Origin of the sequence: Winogradskyella eckloniae (genome assembly GCF_013249045.1) — a bacterium.
GTDB classification, from domain to species: Bacteria; Bacteroidota; Bacteroidia; order Flavobacteriales; family Flavobacteriaceae; genus Winogradskyella; species Winogradskyella eckloniae.
In genome coordinates this window covers 41,452-58,775 of the sequence record NZ_JABRWP010000005.1, presented here as the reverse complement: position 1 = coordinate 58,775, position 17,324 = coordinate 41,452, and the positions used below count along the sequence as shown (strand labels likewise).

Sequence of the window (17,324 nt, the reverse complement as noted above, 5' to 3'; positions counted from 1 at the left end):
TAACGCTCCATTATCTAAATAATTTTATTTGCAATATTTTTGCCTTATGAAACACGTTTATTTAGATAATGCAGCAACGACAGTAATTCGTAAAGAAGTTATAGATCGTATGACTACAGTATTGCAAGAAAACTATGGCAATGCGTCTTCAACGCACAGTTTTGGACGTTCATCTAAAGCTTTATTGGAGCAGTGTAGAAAAAATATCGCAGCCTACTTTAAGGTTTCTGCATCAGAGATCGTATTTACTTCTGGTGGTACTGAAGCAGATAATTTGGCTTTGCGCAGTGCTATTAGAGATCTAGAATATACTGAAATAATTACTTCTAAAATTGAGCATCATGCCGTTTTGCATACTGCAGAGCAGTTAGTTAAAGAATACAATATTAAATTATCTTATGTTAATGTTGATCGTTGTGGCTATATTGATTATGCACATTTAGAGCATTTACTACAAACAAGTAACAAAGCTATTGTTAGTTTAATGCATGTTAATAACGAAATAGGCAATATTTTAGATATTAAAAAAGTTGCGGATTTATGTAAGGCAAATAATGCCTTATTTCATTCAGACACTGTGCAGTCCGTAGGTCATTATAAAATAGATTTAAGTGAGATTGCAATAGATTTTTTAGCAGCAAGTGCTCATAAGTTTCATGGGCCTAAAGGTGTTGGGTTTTGTTTTGTGAGAAAAGAATCAGGTCTAAAACCATTAATTTTTGGAGGCGAGCAGGAGCGAGGATTTAGAGCAGGTACAGAATCTATACACAACATTGTTGGTATGGATGAGGCACTAAAAATAGCCTATACAAATCTTGAATCGGATAAAACATATGTTTCAGATTTAAAGTCTTACTTTATAAATCAATTAAAATCTAACCTAAGTGCAGTGCATTTTAATGGTGGTTGTGACAATGAAACGATGAGTACCTATACATTAGTGAACGTGTGTTTACCAATTGCCGCCGAGAAAGCAGCCATGTTGCAATTTCAACTCGATTTAAAAGGTATTGCCTGTTCTAAAGGCAGTGCATGCCAAAGTGGAAGCAACCAACAATCTCATGTTTTAACCGAAATACTGCATACAGACCAATTAAAACAACCTTCTATTCGATTTTCATTTAGTATTTATAATACAAAGGAAGAAATAGATTATGTTATTGCTATATTAAAAGAGTTTGCTAGTTCTTAACGATTATTTTCTGCGATTTTAAGGTGGTATTGGCAGCAGTAGACACTTTTACAACATACACACCATCACTTATTGAAGCCGTAGCTACATTATAATGATCAGAAATAGTTTGTATTGGTAGATCATAAATGCGTTTACCAGAAACATCAAACAACTCTATGGTTTTAATGGCTATACTATTAGGATTAAATACCGTTAATTGCCTATTGTTATTGTTTTGAACTATACTTAACGTGGAAGCAGCTATGTCGTCTACATGTAACGTACTTTCCGTAGTAAATACAATTTCAAAACGATTTGTATAACTCCCTTGTTCTATATTTAATTCGTAATCTTGATCTCTTAAATTGATATAAGAATCATTTACCACGTCATGTAAATAAATACCTTGCGAAGCTTCAAAATTCTGAATATCAAAAATTCTAATTCGCAATGCTTGTTGCTGTTCAATATCTACTGTTACAGGAATGGCTAAGGTTGTTTCAAAAGGAAAAGCTTGTCCAGAATATATAGTGTTTTCTGAATAAAAGTAGGCATCATTAACTAAACTTGCATTCCTAACTAATTCTAAGCCGTAATCAAATCCTGCTGTCGCAGAATCATGAAAGTTTAAAATTAACGGTCTTGTATAAAAAGATCCATTTACGTTAAAATCTACATTAATTCTAAATCGTTTAAAATCATCTGGTACAATTGGTAACCCATTTTCTTGAAATTGAATTTGCGTTGTAGTGGTATTCAGATTTTCTTCTTCATTATTGGTTCCTCTAAAGAAAATACTTTCACCATCGCTCTCTTTTGCAAAAGCACGATGCGCGTTTCTTGTATATATTATTGAAGGTGCAGCCGTTGTACCAGTTGTACCTTCTATCATAAATCCTTGTCCAATTGGGATATAACGTCTAGAATATTTCATTCCATTCGCAGGAATCGCTAGCGGAAATGAGTTGTCTTGTTCATCATAGGTTGAAAATGGTGCAGGTGCATCTGTAATTAAAGTACCTGCAGAATTGATTGTAAATGTATAGTAGCCACCAATATAATCCTGTAGCGTGTGCGAGGCAACAGTACCATCTTGTTCCCAAAAAAGTAATGTTCCAGTAGTGTTTGCTTGTACACTTGAGTCATGAATAAAAAGTGAAGCATCTAAAGCACTTGGGTAAGGATTTCCAATTAAAGTATGCAATCCGTTTGCTACACTATTTCCAATGGTACCGTTATTGGGTTTACCTCTAAAATCATAGCGTTGACTACCAGTTAATCCTGTGCCATTACCTTTCATTGTAAAACCTAAGCCTGGCGCAATATTTCCTGTAGCACCAGCATATACCCAATCTATATATTGATTAGATAGTTGATAGGTCCATAACCAGCGGTTAGAAATTGTTAATGGGCTAGAGCTACCATTATGGTTAGATGTAAATAAAGCATCTGTTGAAGTTATTAAGCCTGTTGCATCATCAATTAAATTGACACGCGCATCTTCATTGCCATAGCTAGCGGAATTGTTTCCTACTGGTGAACACCAATAATTATAACTCCATTGATTCACGTTACCCGTTTGGTAAACACTTATTTCTCCTACACCAGAATTTCCTGTAGTTCCTGAGCCTTGAATAAGTTGAGACTCGTTTCGTAAATAAATTTTTGAATCCGCTTCTTGTAAATTCACATCATCATTAACGTATAAGACCTGATCAGATACAAACAGATAGGCGTCGTTGCGGACACTTAGTTGTGCGAATGAAAGTGAAAAACAAAATAATGCACATGCAAAGAATGAAAGTTTCATATTCTTAAATTTTTGCACTAAAGCTTAGTAGGGTAATCTAAAGTGAGTTAGATAATTACAAAATTACTTAATTTATAATTTATTGAAGCATCACTTGTCGTTGATATTGGTATTTCCTCTGATTTTTGAGATAAATTGATCTGTTTTTTGAAAAATAATTAAAATCTAGCAGAAAGTCTTAAGTTAAAAACACGAGGTGTTAAATAATTTGGTATGGCATATTGGCCTTTGCTGTAAACATCTCTTACCCAAGTATTGGTAATAGAATTTTGGTTGTTAAACATATTGTAGATTTCAAAACCAATAGACAGTTCTCTTACGGATGATTTCCATTTAGCCTTATAGGTGTTTTCTGGATTAACCAATTGATATGAAATTCCTAAATCGGCACGTCTGTAATCTCTTAACCTTAATTGATACACGTAAGGATCTGCATAACTTGGAGAACCTCCAGGAACTCCAGTGTTATAAACTAAATTAAGATACATTTTTAAGTCTGGCATATTGGGTACATAATCCTGAAATAACACACCAAATTTTAAACGTTGATCTGTAGGTCTAGCAATATAGCCACGATTATCAATATTTTCTTCTGTCTTTAAATAGCCAAAACTAAACCACGATTCTGTACCAGGAACAAACTCACCATTAAGTCTTAAATCTAATCCATACGCATAGGCTTCTGCATTATTTTTAGCACTGTATCGAATTCTAACATTTTCTAAAGTATAAGGATTAACATCGGTCATTCCTTTGTAATAGGCTTCTACCACTAATTTAAAAGGACGTTTCCACAGCTGAAAACTTTGTTCGTTTCCTAAGACAACATGAAATGATTTTTGAGCCTTAACATCAGGTTGAATGGTGCCTAGAGAATCTCGTAATTCTCTGTAAAATGGAGGTTGGTGATAGAGACCACCTGCGACTCTAAAAAGCACATCCTTTTCCCAATTTGGTTTTATGGCAAATTGTCCTCTTGGACTAAATACCGTTTGCGTTTTACCTTCTACGTTATCACCCGAAACTGACCAACTATGCGTTCGTATACCAGCATTATAAAAAACTTCATGACCATTCCATTCTGTTTTTTTACTGTATTGACCAAAGGCTTGAAATCTGTTGATGGTAACTCTATTTAAGGCTCTAATATCTTCAAATGCTGTTAATGGACCAGAAAAAGACTCATAGGGTTGATAATTGGGTTCGCTAAATCGCGGAGGTCTTATGGAAAAACCAGCAGAATCAATAATCTCATATTCTACCAAACGATCTCTAATATCTTCATTAGTGTATTTTACAGACCATTCAATAGTACTTTTGTCATCGATTTTATAATCACCTCTATGTTCTGCATTTACAATAAAAGCATCTAAGTCATTACGTGCATGTGTCAATTGAGAACCAATACCTTCACTAAATTCTACTTCACCTAAATTCTCATCACCAATATTGGTGTTTACTTGACCTAATCTATACTGCGCAAAAATGTCAAAATATTCTTGTTCTGTGGTATGATAAGCAGATGCAATTAATTTTAAAGTTAAGTCGTCATTTACAAAATAATTAGCTTTAAACGCACCAAAAGCTGTTTGGTATTGGTCTTTTTCTTGACCTTCATAGAAGACTAACAATGCAACTGGGTCTTGAAGAGTACCAAAATTTGTTTGTCTATTCTCTGGTTGAAAGTTATACTTGTTTAGAGATAGATTCCCTAAAAAGTTTAAATGGAATTTGCTTGAAAATCTATAGGTTAAATAAGTCTGAGCATCTGCAAAAACAGGCTCTACATTGCCTTCTGTTTCTAAACTATTTAGTAATAAACTATTATCTCTGTAACGTACACCAGCGATTCCAGAAAACTTACCATCTTTAGAAACGGTTTCTGCGGCAAGACTACCACCTAATAAACTTAAATCTGCTCTTATGCCAAAATCTACAGGATTTCTATATGTAATATCCAATACAGATGAAAGTTTGTCACCGTATTTAGCTTGAAAACCTCCAGCAGAAAAGTCCACATTTTGTACTAAATCTGTATTTACAAAACTTAAACCTTCCTGATTACCAGATCTAATTAAAAATGGTCTGTAAACTTCAATTTCGTTTACATAGACTAGGTTTTCATCAAAGTTTCCACCTCTTACAGAATATTGCGTACTTAATTCGTTAGAAATATTAACACCAGGTAACGTTTTAAGTATGTTTTCAACACCAGGTTGTGCACCTTTAATGGTTCTTAACGTTGTTGGGTCAATAGATACAACACCTTCTGTAGTTAGTCTGGTATTACTATTAATAACAACAGTAGTAATTTGTTCATATTCTACGAGCATTACTGGGTTGTATTCTAATTCTTGTCCATTTTTTAAATTAAATTTTTGTTCAATTTTTTTATGAGAAACATGGGTAAATACAACTGTGATTTCCGAACCAGAAGGAATTTTTAATTCATAGAACCCATTGCTATTGGTCGCTGTGCCTTCACCAGTACTTGCTTTAATATTCACGTTTTCAATGGGTACATTACCTTCATTTAAAATAACACCTCGTATTATTGAAGATTGAGCAAAACAAAGCGTACTAAATAGTAGGCTAATAAAAATAATAAAGTGTAAGCGTTTCAAATAGTTTAGTTTTATTTTCTATAAAAGATGGCTTCAAATGTAGTGCTATTTCCAACATTATCAGTCACTATTATTTTTAATTCGTTCTTGGTGTCTTTAACGACATTATCGTTAAAATCGTGTGTAAGTGTATGGGTTTTATAATCGTATTCCATTAAAATCCATTGGCCATTTACCGTTGCTCTGTATTTACTTACTCCAGATAGGTCATCGTCAATTTTAACTTTTAAATATCTGTATTTACTGAGCCATTTTTTATCTTGAAAGTTAATGGGTTTTATGGTCGGTGAAATAGTATCCATAGCCAGCGCAAAGGTTCCAAATGTTTTACTTTTAGCACTGAGAATATCACCTTTTCTAGTGGTATTTAGATAATTGGGTCTTTTGTAATAACCATATAATTGAGCAATGAATATTTTATCCTGATGCTCAGACTTAAACTTTGACAAATCGTAGTTTATATAAAAATTCTTTTGCAGAGGAATTTTGTCTTCATGTAATATGAGCGTATCTGAATTGACTTTGAAATCTATAAACTCATCATCATATAAGGTGTTTTCATAAAAATTAACCGTAACCAAACCAGAAGTTAAGGTGGTTGTCTTATCACTATAGACAAGTGATTTTTCTGAATCATCTACTATACTATCTGTAATGGCTTCCATATGTTTGCCTTTTACAGGTACTGTAACCCAAGTTTCATTATCATGAAAATCTCTAATTCTAATTTTGTAAACTGTAGATGTGCTATCTTCAACGGTTACGTAGCCGTCGTTATTGGCATCCTTAAATAAGCTTAACGGATTATTTTTTTCAATAAATAGTTTCTGAATTCTAGATTTTTTAGATTTAAAATAACTGTAATCAACATAACGTTTAATGTGTTTAGTCTCTTCAAAACTAAAACGCTTAAAGTCCACTTCAATGCTTCTATTACCATTAAAAACAGTTTGTATGTTGCTAACACCATTATTATTAGGCGCTAAATCTTGTTTATCGTAAGACGTAACACCAAAACCAATGTCTCCATAAGCTGTAATTTCTTCAACTTTATAATCGCCTGATTTTTGCGGTATTAAACGCAATTGAGTGCGTTTGTTTTTTCCATTTATAGTAGCAAATTCATCTTTTGGATAAGCAAATACAGCCGAAACAAAAGGTGCTTTAGAGTCCTTTACCTTAAAACCAAACAACAACGGATTTATTGGTCGTTCTTCATTATCTCTTATTTCAAAATGGAGATGAGGTCCGCCAGAACTACCTGTATTTCCTGAATAGGCAATAATTTCATTTGGCATTATTAAAAGTTCTTCGGAATGAGGAAACACTTCTACTTCATATGATTCTTTATCGTATTGACATTGTTTGATATATTCTTCTAGTCGGTCTGATAGTTTTTTTAAATGGCCATAAACGGTTGTGTAGCCGTTAGGATGCGTAATATAAATAGCCTTGCCATAACCGTAATGCGAAATTTTTATTCGACTAACATAACCTTCTGCGGCTGCATAGACTTTTAAGCCTTGTTTACGTTGTGTTTTAATATCTAAACCACCATGAAAATGTGTAGAACGCAATTCTGCAAATGTTCCAGAAAGTACAAGAGGAATATCTAATGGATGCCTAAAATAGTCTTGAGGATATTCAGATTGCCCATAAATAGAGCAAGAAACTAATAAAAAAAGCAAAAATGGTTTCATAAAATGGACTCGAATAGCTAAAATATTATTTTGATACGAAATACAAATGTTAAAACTGTATTATTTTTAATACAATCATATTTTCTACACCAATTTTATTTTTAATGAGATTAATTTATAGCGTGTTATAGGAAAGTTAAGGCATAAGAATCTAATTTTATTAAAGTGAGACTAAGGATTATTAAAAATAATCACAAAAGAATTGTGTTTTTTAAATAGGTATGTTAACTTTGTTTCAATAGTATTGAATTGCTTTAATGAGTAAAATAGAAGACATTGTTGATGCGTTAGAAAATAAAATCAGTAAGATTTTACATAAGCAAGAAGCTTTAAAACAAGCGAATATTAAGCTTTCTAATGAAATAGAGCAACAACAGCTAAAGCTTAAGAAGCAAGAAGAAGAAATTGCGGATTGGGTAGATAAACATAACACACTCAAAATGGCGAATTCAATACTTGGTAGTGACGAAAATAAACGAGAAACGAAGCTCAAAATAAATGCACTTATAAGAGATATAGACCATTGTATAGGTCAACTCTCAGAATAAAGTTGTAAATTTAAACGATATGCCAGAACAATTAAAGATTAAACTTTCTATTGCAAATAGAGTTTATCCGTTGACGATAAATCCTGTACAAGAAGAAGGTTTACGTAAAGCTTCTAAGAAAATTGAAGCGATGATTGGGCAATTTGAGCAAAATTATTCTGTAAGAGATAAGCAAGATGTATTAGCGATGTGTGCATTACAATTTGCTGCTCAAGTAGAGCAAAAATCAATAGATAAAGAGTATGTTAATGAAGAGATTCAAGAAAAGTTAGAAGCTTTAAATGAATTGTTAAGTGAACATATTTAAACTCGTACGTTCTTTAAAATAAACTAAGGTTACTGCCTATATTAGTTACATTTTTTGATAAACTCAACGATCAATTCTTTAAAAAGGGTGAGTTTTAGTTGTAAAATCGTGCTGTTAGTGCTGTCCTTACTAAACTAGTTTTAGTAGTGCAGTATCTTAGACAGATTTTTGATCAACTTGTTAGCCCTAAACTTGTTTTTAAGGAGTTTATACAAAACCGATAACTGATATAGGCTTTTTTTATATACTAAACTAAACAATTAACATGGATACTAACACAATTATATATATAGTTGGAGGCACAATATTAGGAGTAATATTAGGATATATTATAGCGAAATCTTTAGAAAAAGGTAAAGCATCTAAATTGATTTCTAATGCAGAATTAGAATCAAAAACAATTCTAAAACAAGCAAAATCTGATGGAGAGTCTATTAAAAAAGACAAAATTCTTCAGGCAAAAGAAAAATTTATTGAGTTAAAAGCTGAGCATGAAAAAGTGATTTTATCGAGAGATAAAAAAATGGCAGAAGCGGAAAAACGCATTAGAGATAAAGAATCTCAAATCTCTAATGAGCTTAATAAAGCTAAAAAGGCAAATCAATCTTTAGAGTCTAAAATTAAAGACTACGATTACCGAACTGAATTTCTTGAAAAGAAACAAGAGGAATTAGAGAAGGCACATAAAAGCCAAATAAAGCAATTAGAAGTAATTTCTGCACTATCTGCAGAAGAAGCAAAAGAACAACTTATTCACTCACTTAAAGAAGAAGCGAAGACAGATGCAATGGCGTTTGTACAAGATAGAGTAGAAGAAGCAAAGTTAACGGCTCAGCAAGAGGCTAAAAAGATCATTATAAATACGATTCAGCGTATAGGAACGGAAGAAGCCGTTGATAATTGTGTGTCTGTATTTAATATAGAATCAGATGATGTAAAAGGCCGAATCATTGGTAGAGAAGGACGAAATATTAGAGCGATAGAAGCTGCTACAGGTGTGGAGATTATTGTTGATGATACACCAGAAGCGATAATATTATCTTGTTTTGATTCTGTAAGACGTGAAATTGCACGCCTATCATTACATAAGTTAGTTACAGATGGAAGAATTCACCCAGCGCGAATTGAAGAAGTAGTCAGAAAAACTGAAAAACAAATAGAGCAAGAAATTATTGAAGTTGGTAAGCGTACGGTTATTGATTTAGGGATTCATGGCTTACACCCAGAATTAATTAAAATGGTAGGTCGTATGAAATACCGTTCTTCGTATGGTCAAAATTTACTGCAGCACTCGCGTGAAGTTGCTAAATTATGTGGTGTTATGGCTGCAGAATTAGGGTTAAATCCAAAATTAGCAAAAAGAGCAGGTTTATTGCATGATATCGGTAAAGTACCATCATCAGAAACTGATGTAGAAACACCACATGCTATATTAGGTATGCAATGGGCAGAAAAACATGGAGAAAAGCCAGAAGTGTGTAATGCCATTGGTGCTCACCACGATGAAATTGAGATGACCACATTATTGTCGCCAATAATACAAGTTTGTGATGCCATCTCAGGAGCACGACCAGGAGCTAGACGTCAAGTATTGGATTCGTATATTCAACGATTAAAGGATTTAGAAGATGTTGCATTTGGGTTTACAGGTGTAAAAAAGGCTTATGCTATACAAGCAGGTAGAGAATTACGTGTAATTGTAGAAAGTGAAAAAGTATCTGATGAAAGAGCGGCAAGTTTATCTTTTGAGATTTCACAAAAAATACAAACAGATATGACCTATCCAGGACAAGTAAAGGTTACAGTTATTAGAGAAACCAGAGCTGTTAATATTGCGAAATAATGTATTAGAAAATAGATATAATGGGCAATCATTTTTTTGATTGCCTTTTTTTATATGTGAAATTTATTCGTGCTTTTTTGTACTAGTAAACATTTTTTAAGATGAGCGCGTTGGGTTATTTTGATCTATAAAATTTGTGTTTTTTGTAAGTTAATAGAACATTTATGTAAGTTGTCCTACTATTTAAATAGGAATAAGAATAATGTTTATCTTGCCAAAATAAATTATTAGACCTAACCTTATAATGTTGGCTAATGCCATGTTATTAGTAATTTATTAAGTTATCTATTGTTAGTTTGAATTAATAAAATAATCGAATTCAAGCACCAATTTTAGAGTATTAAAAATTATGAATAACATTGCAATAATTGGCGCAGGAACTACAGGAACTGCCGTAGCTCAACAACTCTCACTAAATAAAACCAATTCGGTTACTTTATTTGTAAAAAGCAAAAAACAGAGCGAACAAATAAAAAAAGAGCATAGAAATAAGGAGTATTTCCAAAATTTTAGACTCAATAAACAGATAAATTCAGAATATAATTTTGAATTATTAAAGGAGTTTAAAATAATACTGATAGCCATTCCAAGTCATTCTTTTAAAGATTATCAATTCATATTTGAATCTTATATTGATAAAGACGCGCTGATTATAAATATGTCTAAGGGCTTATTAGATCAAGGCAAAACGATACATGATTATTTTACAATTGATCTTAAGTTTAAGAATTTTATAAGTCTTAAAGGACCATCGTTTAATGTAGAAGTTATAAGAAACGCACCTACATTGTTAACCATGAGTTATAAAAATAGAGTTGATATCATTAAGGTAAAAGAGATATTTAGAGATACCGTTTTTTTCTTCGACTTTACTTCAGACAACAATGGTGCAGAATACCTCTGTGCGCTGAATAATATTTATGCTGTTTATATGGGTAACATTGATGGTAAGTTTAATTCTAGTAACACTAATTATTTTATTCTTACACAATGCTTTAAGGAAATAAAAATACTATTAAAGTATCTTAAATGTGATACCAAAACAGCAAATTTGGGTTGTGGTATTGGTAATCTATGTTTAAACTCGTTATCAGATTTAAGTAGAAACAGAACACTAGGATTAATTGTAGAAAAAGGGTTTTATAACGCAGATGATAAGACCAATAATGTAGTTTTAGAAGACATAAAAACCTTAAATCTTTTACATAAAATTATAGAACCTAAGCTCATTAAAAACCTTCCTATATTAGATACGTTATTTAATTTTTTCATATTTAAAACCACAAAAACACTTAATGTCGATTTTTCTCTAATTCTAAAAAATAAATTTAAAACTGTGATCACTTATGGCACGTTTGATTTATTACATTATGGACATTTAGAAATATTAAAGAGATCTAAGGATTATGGTCATAAGCTAATCGTAGGCTTATCTACAGATGAGTTTAATGAAGTCAAAGGAAAAACGTGTAAGTTTAATTACAAAAAGCGAAAGCGCTACTTAGAGTCCTTAGATTTTGTAGACTTAGTAATACCTGAAGATAACTGGGAGCAAAAATCACAAGATATAGTTGAACATAGAGTGGACTTTTTTGTTATGGGAGATGATTGGGAAGGAAAGTTTAATCATCTTGAGGACTTTTGTGAAGTCATTTATTTACCAAGAACTAAAGGCGTATCTACATCGCAATTAAAACAATTACTTAATGGGTGATATTAAGAAATTACATAGTGAGTTGTTGACGCTTTTAGTGGCATTAGACCAAATTTGTACTACGCATAATTTAAAATATAGCCTATTTGCTGGTACAATGATAGGAGCCATACGTCACAAAGGATTTATTCCTTGGGATGATGATGCTGATGTGGTATTTGAGAGACGTGAGTATGATAAATTTTTAAAAGTTATTCCAGAAGGTTTTAAAATAACGAGCAACAATTTATGGGTTACCCGTTTTGTCGCTGAGGATAACCCAAACATCTGTATCGATATTTTTGTTTTTGATAATATTTCTAGTGCTAAAATCCCGCAAAAATTACAATTGTTTGCATTAAAGGCTGTTCAAGGGACTTTAAAAGGTAAAATTACAAAAGACAAAGGTGTGTTTGGCTATATGTCTACTGGCACTTTATATGTTATTGGACGTCTTTTTAGTAAAAAATATAAGCTTAACCTATATCATAAACTAGCAACATATTATAATCATAAAGCAACAGATGTTATGTTTTCGTCTCTTGATAAATATGCATATTTAGGTAAAATATTGCCAAAATCCATTTTACAAACGTATTCAAAAACTAATTTTGAAGGTAAAGAATTAATGATTTTAGATGGTTATGATTTATACCTAAGTACGTTCTATGGAGATTATATGACATTGCCACCAACAGAAATGCAAGTGCCAGAGCATGGCAATTTACAGCATGTTAATTCATAAGTTGCTTAAATGCAATTTGTTTATTTTGAACGCAAATCTTTTTAGGATATAAAAATTACCGTCGTTGTTTTTTAAAGGTAATTGTAAACGCAGTGCCTTTCCCTAATTCACTCTCAATTTCAATAGTGCCATTAAGAGCTTCAACTTGCGTTTTAGTAATGTATAAGCCCACACCTCTAGAATCTTTTCTGTCTGTTCCATGAAATGTTTGGTACATTTCAAAAATTTGATCTTTGAATTTATTTAAATCGATCCCAATACCATTATCAGAAATTAAAATTTTGATGCTATCCTTATCATGTATAGATTGAATTATTATCTGAGAATTTTTATTAGGATCAGCATATTTTATTCCGTTAGAAATAAGGTTGTGAAAAATACTATCTAAGTAAGATGTATTAGATAATATAACTTCATCTTGTCTAAGGGCATTATGTATGGTAACCTCATTTTTGTTCTTGTCACTTTTTAAACTATCTATAATTTTATTACAGCAATTATATAAGTAAACACGTTCTTTTATTTGATTGTTTTGCGCTTTAGATTTAATGCTAATGACATCGTCTAAATCAACAATGGTAGTGGTTAACGAATTAGAAATAGTTCTAAGATGTTCAATTAAATCTTCTTTTTCGTCATCTGATTTTGCGTCATCATAGAACTCCAATAGGTTTTTAAAGTTTCCGATGTGAGTTTTTAAATTATGTGACACTATATGTGTAAAGTTGTATAACCTCTTATTTTGGTTGGTAATAAGATGTAAGTTTTGGTTTAGCTTTTCTTCGGTACTTTTTAGGTTGGTAATATCAGTGTGTGTCCCAATAATGCGACTCGGTTTTCCGTTGTGATCATGCTCTACAACTTTGCCTTTATGTAAAATCCATTTATAGCTACCATTTTTACACTTTATACGATATTCATTTTCATAAAAATCAATTTCACCTTTTAAGTGCGACTTAAAGCCACTAAAATAAGACTCCTTATCATCAGAATGAATTTTATTATTCCAAGCATCAGCAGTGTTTTTTAATTCATCCGCAGCATATCCAATAATTTCTTTAGATTCCTTAGAATACGTTACTTTGTTGGTTTTTATATCCCAATCCCAAATGCCGACTTTAGAAATTTCAAGTGCAACTTGATGTTTCTTATCCTCGAAAGCCTCATCCGAAAGCGTATTCTTTTCGTAAAATTTTGACTTGTAGTTAGTTAGGTTGAATTTGGAGAATTTCATATTTTTTTCCTTTGTACTAAGACACTGTTAGTCTGTATTTGTCACTGTTAAATTACGCAATTAAAATTATTTTCTTGGATGAAATTTGTTTAACACTTCACTAAGATGTGACCTATCGACATGCATATAGATTTCTGTGGTAGTAATGCTTTCGTGCCCAAGCATCATTTGTATAGATCTAAGGTCAGCTCCATTTTCTAAGAGATGTGTGGCAAATGAATGTCTAAACGTATGTGGCGATATTGATTTTTTTAAACCAATGGCGTCCACTAATTTCTTTATAATAGTGAAAATCATTGCTCGTGTTAGTTTTTTTCCTTTAAAATTTAAAAAGAGAATATCTTTTGAATTTGGTTGTACATCGATATGGGTTCTTATAGATATCCAAATATTAATTAAGTTTATGGTCGAAACACCAATAGGAACAAATCGCTGTTTGTCTCCTTTTCCAGTAACTTTTATAAAACCTTCTTCAAAAAATAAATCCGAAATTTTTAACTCAATAAGCTCACTAACTCTTAAGCCACAACTATATAAAGTTTCTAAAATAGCTCTGTTGCGTTCACCTAGATTTACACCGTTATATTGGTAGCTAAGATCAATGGCGCTTATTAATCGGTCAATATCTTCAATAGAAAGCGTGTCTGGTAATTTTCTACCAATTCTAGGTGATTCAATAAGCTCTAATGGATTGGTTGTTCTGTGATTTTCAAAAATGAGATAGTCAAAAAAATTCCGTAATCCTGAGATAAGACGCGCTTGAGAGCGCGGATTAATAGATTTTGAAACATGATAAATAAAGTCTTTTACAACGTTTTTATCAATTGTTAAAGGTGTTTCTTTTATGGTGTTTTCTTCTAAATAAGCAAGAAGTTTCTTTATATCATAGCAATAATTCTCAATAGAATTTTTTGATAAACCACGTTCTATTTGTAGGTAATGCTTATAGTCTGCGATTGCGTGTTTCCATTTCATAATGAAAGTTAAGAATTATATCGCAGAAGTCGCATTATTACTAAAGTCAATTTCTTTTTTAACAAAGAAAATAGACTTATGAAGTCGTGGTAGCCTGTTTGGGTAAGTGAGTTATGTTTAAAATCTAATCTTGAAAGTTTAATGGTGAGGATAGAATATGTGCACACTTAGATTAAAACCATAGCTTTAATTTAAGGATAGCATTTTGGTTGAAACCCAAGGTCTAAAATATAATTTACAGCTTAAATTGTGATGACACTCGTTATGGATAAACTGTATAATGTTATAACAAATCACTTAAGATGGCAATGATGCTTTCTAGTTTTTGATTAGATTTATTGGTAGGCGTAATGGTTGCTGTATCATCTTCGGAAGTTACAGTAATAGTATGATTTTCTTTGAGTAAATGCTGTTGGTAAGCGTTGTAAGGTAGTTTAATACTGGCTCTATGTAAAATGAGACTTTCTTCTTTATTCATGTAAAAAGTACTTACTGAACTAGTTGTATATTCACCATCAATGCTGTTAATGAGAACCGTATTAATGTTGCTATTGGTTTTTAGTAATACCGAAAAGTTTACCGTTACGGAGTCATTTTTTTTATCGGCTCTTCTAAATGTTGCATCTAAAGTGGCATCCTCACCTAAGGTGCTACTATAGTCTAAAGGCTGAACAAAATATTGCATTTTACCATCACCTAAGAAAAAGTCTTCAACGTATTTAGATATTTTCCCTGTAGATTTAGGTTTCACTATACCACAATTGTAAAAGCTAATTGTGAATATAGAAATAAGTATAAGGTAAGGAACTTTTTTAATCTTGAACATGTGTTTCGTTTGAAATAATAAATCTTTGATGTGCAATAGAGTCTTTAGAAAATCTATTCTCAAATTTATTGTTTTTTAAATAAGTTATGCCAGTGATTTCACTTAGTGAATCTACCATATGTTGGTAGAGTATAACAGTATTATTAGCAATGTGTTTAGTCTTGTAGCTATTTTCTTTTACTATAGAAGAATCTAAATCTATATAAAGATACGTGCTGTAGTCTTTGTGTTTAATTGCTTTAAATAAAATTAAATTGCTTTTGTTAAATATGCTTTTTAATTCATCAGACGCTTTAACTTCTACTGCTGTTTTATTAATTTCTTGTTCACCCGATTTTAACACATATAAATGACCGTCAAACAAAGAAATCTCTTTTTGCGAAACATTTCCACAGCTAAAAAAGAAGTAAAAAAAAACGGGTAAAGTTACTTTACCCATTTTTTTTATGTAATTGATATTATTCACCAGTTACAATAGTTTCGTAAGTACCGTAAATACCTAGAACTGTAGTCGTTTTAATATCAACAGTAGAAATTTTAGTAATACCACCTTGCTTAGCTGCAGTTCTGATACTTGCGTCTTCATCAAAAGCGAAAACACCTAAAATTACAGTTGCAGTAGAAGTACCTACTTTAGAACCTACAGGGTTGCTAGTTGCAGTTACTGGCATTGTGATTGAACATGCAGTTAATGATAATGCTGCGAATGCTACGAAAGCACCTTTTAATAAGTTTTTTTTCATAATTATAATTAATTTGATTAGATTTCAAAGATAAAATATATTCTATAGAAGCAAGGTTTTTATCAAGAAAATATAATTCTTTTTTAAGTATTATTTTTGATTGTTTATAAAAAACAGTTAGGTTACAAGTTGTTTGTTACTTCTTGATTTATAGATTGTTATTTTCTTTTTATATGAAAAAACTTATAATTATTAATGGCCCTAATTTGAACTTATTAGGGAAGCGTGAACCCGAAATTTATGGGCATCAGACCTTTGAAGATTACCTTGAAATTTTAAAGCAAAAATACGCGAATATAGAACTGCATTATTTTCAATCTAATATTGAAGGAGAGCTTATTGGAAAGCTACAAGATGTAGGGTTTAGTTTTGATGGTATCATTTTAAATGCTGCAGCGTACACGCATACATCAGTTGGTATTGGTGATGCTATAAAAGCAATCTCAACTCCAGTTGTAGAAGTGCATATTTCTAATACGTTTTCTAGAGAAGACTTTAGGCACCAATCTTATATCTCTCCTAATGCTAAAGGCGTTATTTTAGGATTTGGAATGCAAAGCTATGATTTAGCAATAGAGAGTTTTTGGTAATGTCATTGATTTTAAATGAAATCTCTAATTAAAATACTAGTTGTGGTGTTTGCCATTGGTGGTTCTTTAACATCATTGGCGCAATCTGATTTTGGTGTTAAAGGCGGACTAAATAAAACGTTTTTTAAAACGGACACTGGTGGCTTTGGAAACTTCTCTTCAGCAGAAACAGGCTATTATGGAGGCGTGTTTCTCGACTTTGAAGTAGATGAGACCTTCAATTTACAAATAGAATTACTTTATATAGGTCTTAATGACTTTAAATTTATAAATGCGCCGATATATCTAAAATATCGTGCAGCAAAAGATTTTCATATTCTTGTTGGACCAAGTTTAAATTACTTTTTTGATTTTTTTAATGCTAAACTAAAAGTGAGAGCTGATTTAGGATTGTCTTATAATATATTTTCAGATTTAGACATACATATGAAATATGTTATTGGTTTTCAAGAGATATCTCCAAATGGTGTGTTTTTAGGTATTGGGTTAAAATTATAAGTAGCATATATAAT

The 17,324-nt window shown here is 31.6% G+C and carries 16 protein-coding genes and 1 other RNA gene; 9 read left to right on the top strand and 8 right to left on the bottom strand.

Going from position 1 to position 17,324, the window contains the following annotated elements; translation table 11 throughout:
• Positions 1–46 precede the first annotated feature (46 nt).
• Positions 47–1,192: a cysteine desulfurase family protein gene (locus tag HNV08_RS09815; protein ID WP_173281144.1), complete on the top strand. Its 1,146-nt coding sequence runs from the start codon at positions 47–49 to the stop codon at positions 1,190–1,192.
• Here the strand turns inward: HNV08_RS09815 and HNV08_RS09810 are convergent.
• From HNV08_RS09810 to HNV08_RS09800, 3 genes are all read right to left on the bottom strand, one after another.
• Entirely contained in the window at positions 1,182–2,984 is a 1,803-nt protein-coding gene (locus HNV08_RS09810) for a T9SS type A sorting domain-containing protein (protein ID WP_173281143.1), read from the bottom strand. The two genes, HNV08_RS09815 and HNV08_RS09810, sit on opposite strands and share 11 nt — an antisense overlap.
• 158 nt (positions 2,985–3,142) lie before the next feature.
• A complete protein-coding gene (locus HNV08_RS09805) occupies positions 3,143–5,608 on the bottom strand; it encodes a TonB-dependent receptor (protein ID WP_173281142.1) in 2,466 nt (821 codons plus the stop codon).
• 11 nt (positions 5,609–5,619) lie between these two features.
• Complete coding sequence (locus HNV08_RS09800; protein ID WP_317170230.1) at positions 5,620–7,296, bottom strand: M23 family metallopeptidase; 1,677 nt, start codon at positions 7,294–7,296, stop codon at positions 5,620–5,622.
• Between the two features lie 269 nt (positions 7,297–7,565).
• Between HNV08_RS09800 and HNV08_RS09795 the strand changes: the two genes are divergently transcribed.
• The 6 genes from HNV08_RS09795 to HNV08_RS09770 all read left to right on the top strand — a co-directional run bounded on the left by HNV08_RS09795 (position 7,566) and on the right by HNV08_RS09770 (position 12,444).
• Entirely contained in the window at positions 7,566–7,856 is a 291-nt protein-coding gene (locus HNV08_RS09795; protein ID WP_173281140.1) for a hypothetical protein, read from the top strand.
• A 19-nt stretch (positions 7,857–7,875) separates the two neighbouring features.
• Positions 7,876–8,163 carry a cell division protein ZapA gene (locus HNV08_RS09790; RefSeq protein ID WP_173281139.1) on the top strand — a complete coding sequence of 96 codons (288 nt, stop codon included), beginning with the start codon at positions 7,876–7,878 and terminating at the stop codon, positions 8,161–8,163.
• Positions 8,164–8,224: 61 nt separating this feature from the next.
• A non-coding RNA gene (ssrS, locus tag HNV08_RS09785) (6S RNA) lies at positions 8,225–8,372 on the top strand.
• Between the two features lie 56 nt (positions 8,373–8,428).
• Positions 8,429–10,006 (top strand): ribonuclease Y, encoded by a 1,578-nt coding sequence (gene rny, locus HNV08_RS09780; RefSeq protein ID WP_173281138.1) that lies wholly within the window; start codon positions 8,429–8,431, stop codon positions 10,004–10,006.
• A gap of 349 nt (positions 10,007–10,355) precedes the next feature.
• On the top strand, positions 10,356–11,720 hold the full coding sequence (gene tagD, locus HNV08_RS16345) for a glycerol-3-phosphate cytidylyltransferase (protein ID WP_173281137.1): 1,365 nt from the start codon (positions 10,356–10,358) through the stop codon (positions 11,718–11,720).
• Entirely contained in the window at positions 11,713–12,444 is a 732-nt protein-coding gene (locus HNV08_RS09770) for a LicD family protein (RefSeq protein ID WP_173281136.1), read from the top strand. Before tagD ends, HNV08_RS09770 begins: the two co-directional genes overlap by 8 nt.
• Before the next feature lie 55 nt (positions 12,445–12,499).
• Here the strand turns inward: HNV08_RS09770 and HNV08_RS09765 are convergent, their stop codons facing one another.
• The 5 genes from HNV08_RS09765 to HNV08_RS09745 form a co-directional block, all read right to left on the bottom strand.
• The gene (locus HNV08_RS09765; RefSeq protein WP_173281135.1) at positions 12,500–13,678 is read right to left on the bottom strand and encodes a PAS domain-containing sensor histidine kinase; all 1,179 of its coding nucleotides are present in this window, start codon (positions 13,676–13,678) and stop codon (positions 12,500–12,502) included.
• A 66-nt stretch (positions 13,679–13,744) separates the two neighbouring features.
• Positions 13,745–14,653, bottom strand: coding sequence for a site-specific tyrosine recombinase/integron integrase (gene xerA, locus HNV08_RS09760; protein ID WP_173281134.1), 909 nt, complete (start codon positions 14,651–14,653; stop codon positions 13,745–13,747).
• A 283-nt stretch (positions 14,654–14,936) separates the two neighbouring features.
• The gene (locus tag HNV08_RS09755) at positions 14,937–15,479 is read right to left on the bottom strand and encodes a hypothetical protein (protein ID WP_173281133.1); all 543 of its coding nucleotides are present in this window, start codon (positions 15,477–15,479) and stop codon (positions 14,937–14,939) included.
• Complete coding sequence (locus tag HNV08_RS09750; RefSeq protein ID WP_173281132.1) at positions 15,466–15,918, bottom strand: hypothetical protein; 453 nt, start codon at positions 15,916–15,918, stop codon at positions 15,466–15,468. The genes HNV08_RS09755 and HNV08_RS09750 overlap by 14 nt, the downstream gene beginning before the upstream one ends.
• Positions 15,919–15,937: 19 nt before the next feature.
• Positions 15,938–16,222 (bottom strand): TRL-like family protein, encoded by a 285-nt coding sequence (locus tag HNV08_RS09745; protein WP_173281131.1) that lies wholly within the window; start codon positions 16,220–16,222, stop codon positions 15,938–15,940.
• 173 nt (positions 16,223–16,395) lie between these two features.
• On the opposite strand from HNV08_RS09745, the gene aroQ reads away from it, so the two are divergent.
• On the top strand, positions 16,396–16,812 hold the full coding sequence (gene aroQ / locus HNV08_RS09740) for a type II 3-dehydroquinate dehydratase (protein WP_173281130.1): 417 nt from the start codon (positions 16,396–16,398) through the stop codon (positions 16,810–16,812).
• Between the two features lie 15 nt (positions 16,813–16,827).
• Positions 16,828–17,310 carry a hypothetical protein gene (locus tag HNV08_RS09735; protein ID WP_173281129.1) on the top strand — a complete coding sequence of 161 codons (483 nt, stop codon included), beginning with the start codon at positions 16,828–16,830 and terminating at the stop codon, positions 17,308–17,310.
• Positions 17,311–17,324 lie beyond the last annotated feature (14 nt).

Bases quoted from the DNA above. Each gene is read 5' to 3' on its own strand.
- HNV08_RS09810 (WP_173281143.1), bottom strand. From the start codon at position 2,984: ATGAAACTTTCATTCTTTGCATGTGCATTATTTTGTTTTTCACTTTCA.
- HNV08_RS09770 (WP_173281136.1), top strand. From the start codon at position 11,713: ATGGGTGATATTAAGAAATTACATAGTGAGTTGTTGACGCTTTTAGTG.
- xerA (WP_173281134.1), bottom strand. From the start codon at position 14,653: ATGAAATGGAAACACGCAATCGCAGACTATAAGCATTACCTACAAATA.
- HNV08_RS09790 (WP_173281139.1), top strand. From the start codon at position 7,876: ATGCCAGAACAATTAAAGATTAAACTTTCTATTGCAAATAGAGTTTAT.
- HNV08_RS09755 (WP_173281133.1), bottom strand. From the start codon at position 15,479: ATGTTCAAGATTAAAAAAGTTCCTTACCTTATACTTATTTCTATATTC.
- HNV08_RS09745 (WP_173281131.1), bottom strand. From the start codon at position 16,222: ATGAAAAAAAACTTATTAAAAGGTGCTTTCGTAGCATTCGCAGCATTA.
- aroQ (WP_173281130.1), top strand. From the start codon at position 16,396: ATGAAAAAACTTATAATTATTAATGGCCCTAATTTGAACTTATTAGGG.
- rny (WP_173281138.1), top strand. From the start codon at position 8,429: ATGGATACTAACACAATTATATATATAGTTGGAGGCACAATATTAGGA.
- HNV08_RS09795 (WP_173281140.1), top strand. From the start codon at position 7,566: ATGAGTAAAATAGAAGACATTGTTGATGCGTTAGAAAATAAAATCAGT.
- tagD (WP_173281137.1), top strand. From the start codon at position 10,356: ATGAATAACATTGCAATAATTGGCGCAGGAACTACAGGAACTGCCGTA.
- HNV08_RS09750 (WP_173281132.1), bottom strand. From the start codon at position 15,918: ATGGGTAAAGTAACTTTACCCGTTTTTTTTTACTTCTTTTTTAGCTGT.
- HNV08_RS09765 (WP_173281135.1), bottom strand. From the start codon at position 13,678: ATGAAATTCTCCAAATTCAACCTAACTAACTACAAGTCAAAATTTTAC.
- HNV08_RS09815 (WP_173281144.1), top strand. From the start codon at position 47: ATGAAACACGTTTATTTAGATAATGCAGCAACGACAGTAATTCGTAAA.
- HNV08_RS09735 (WP_173281129.1), top strand. From the start codon at position 16,828: ATGAAATCTCTAATTAAAATACTAGTTGTGGTGTTTGCCATTGGTGGT.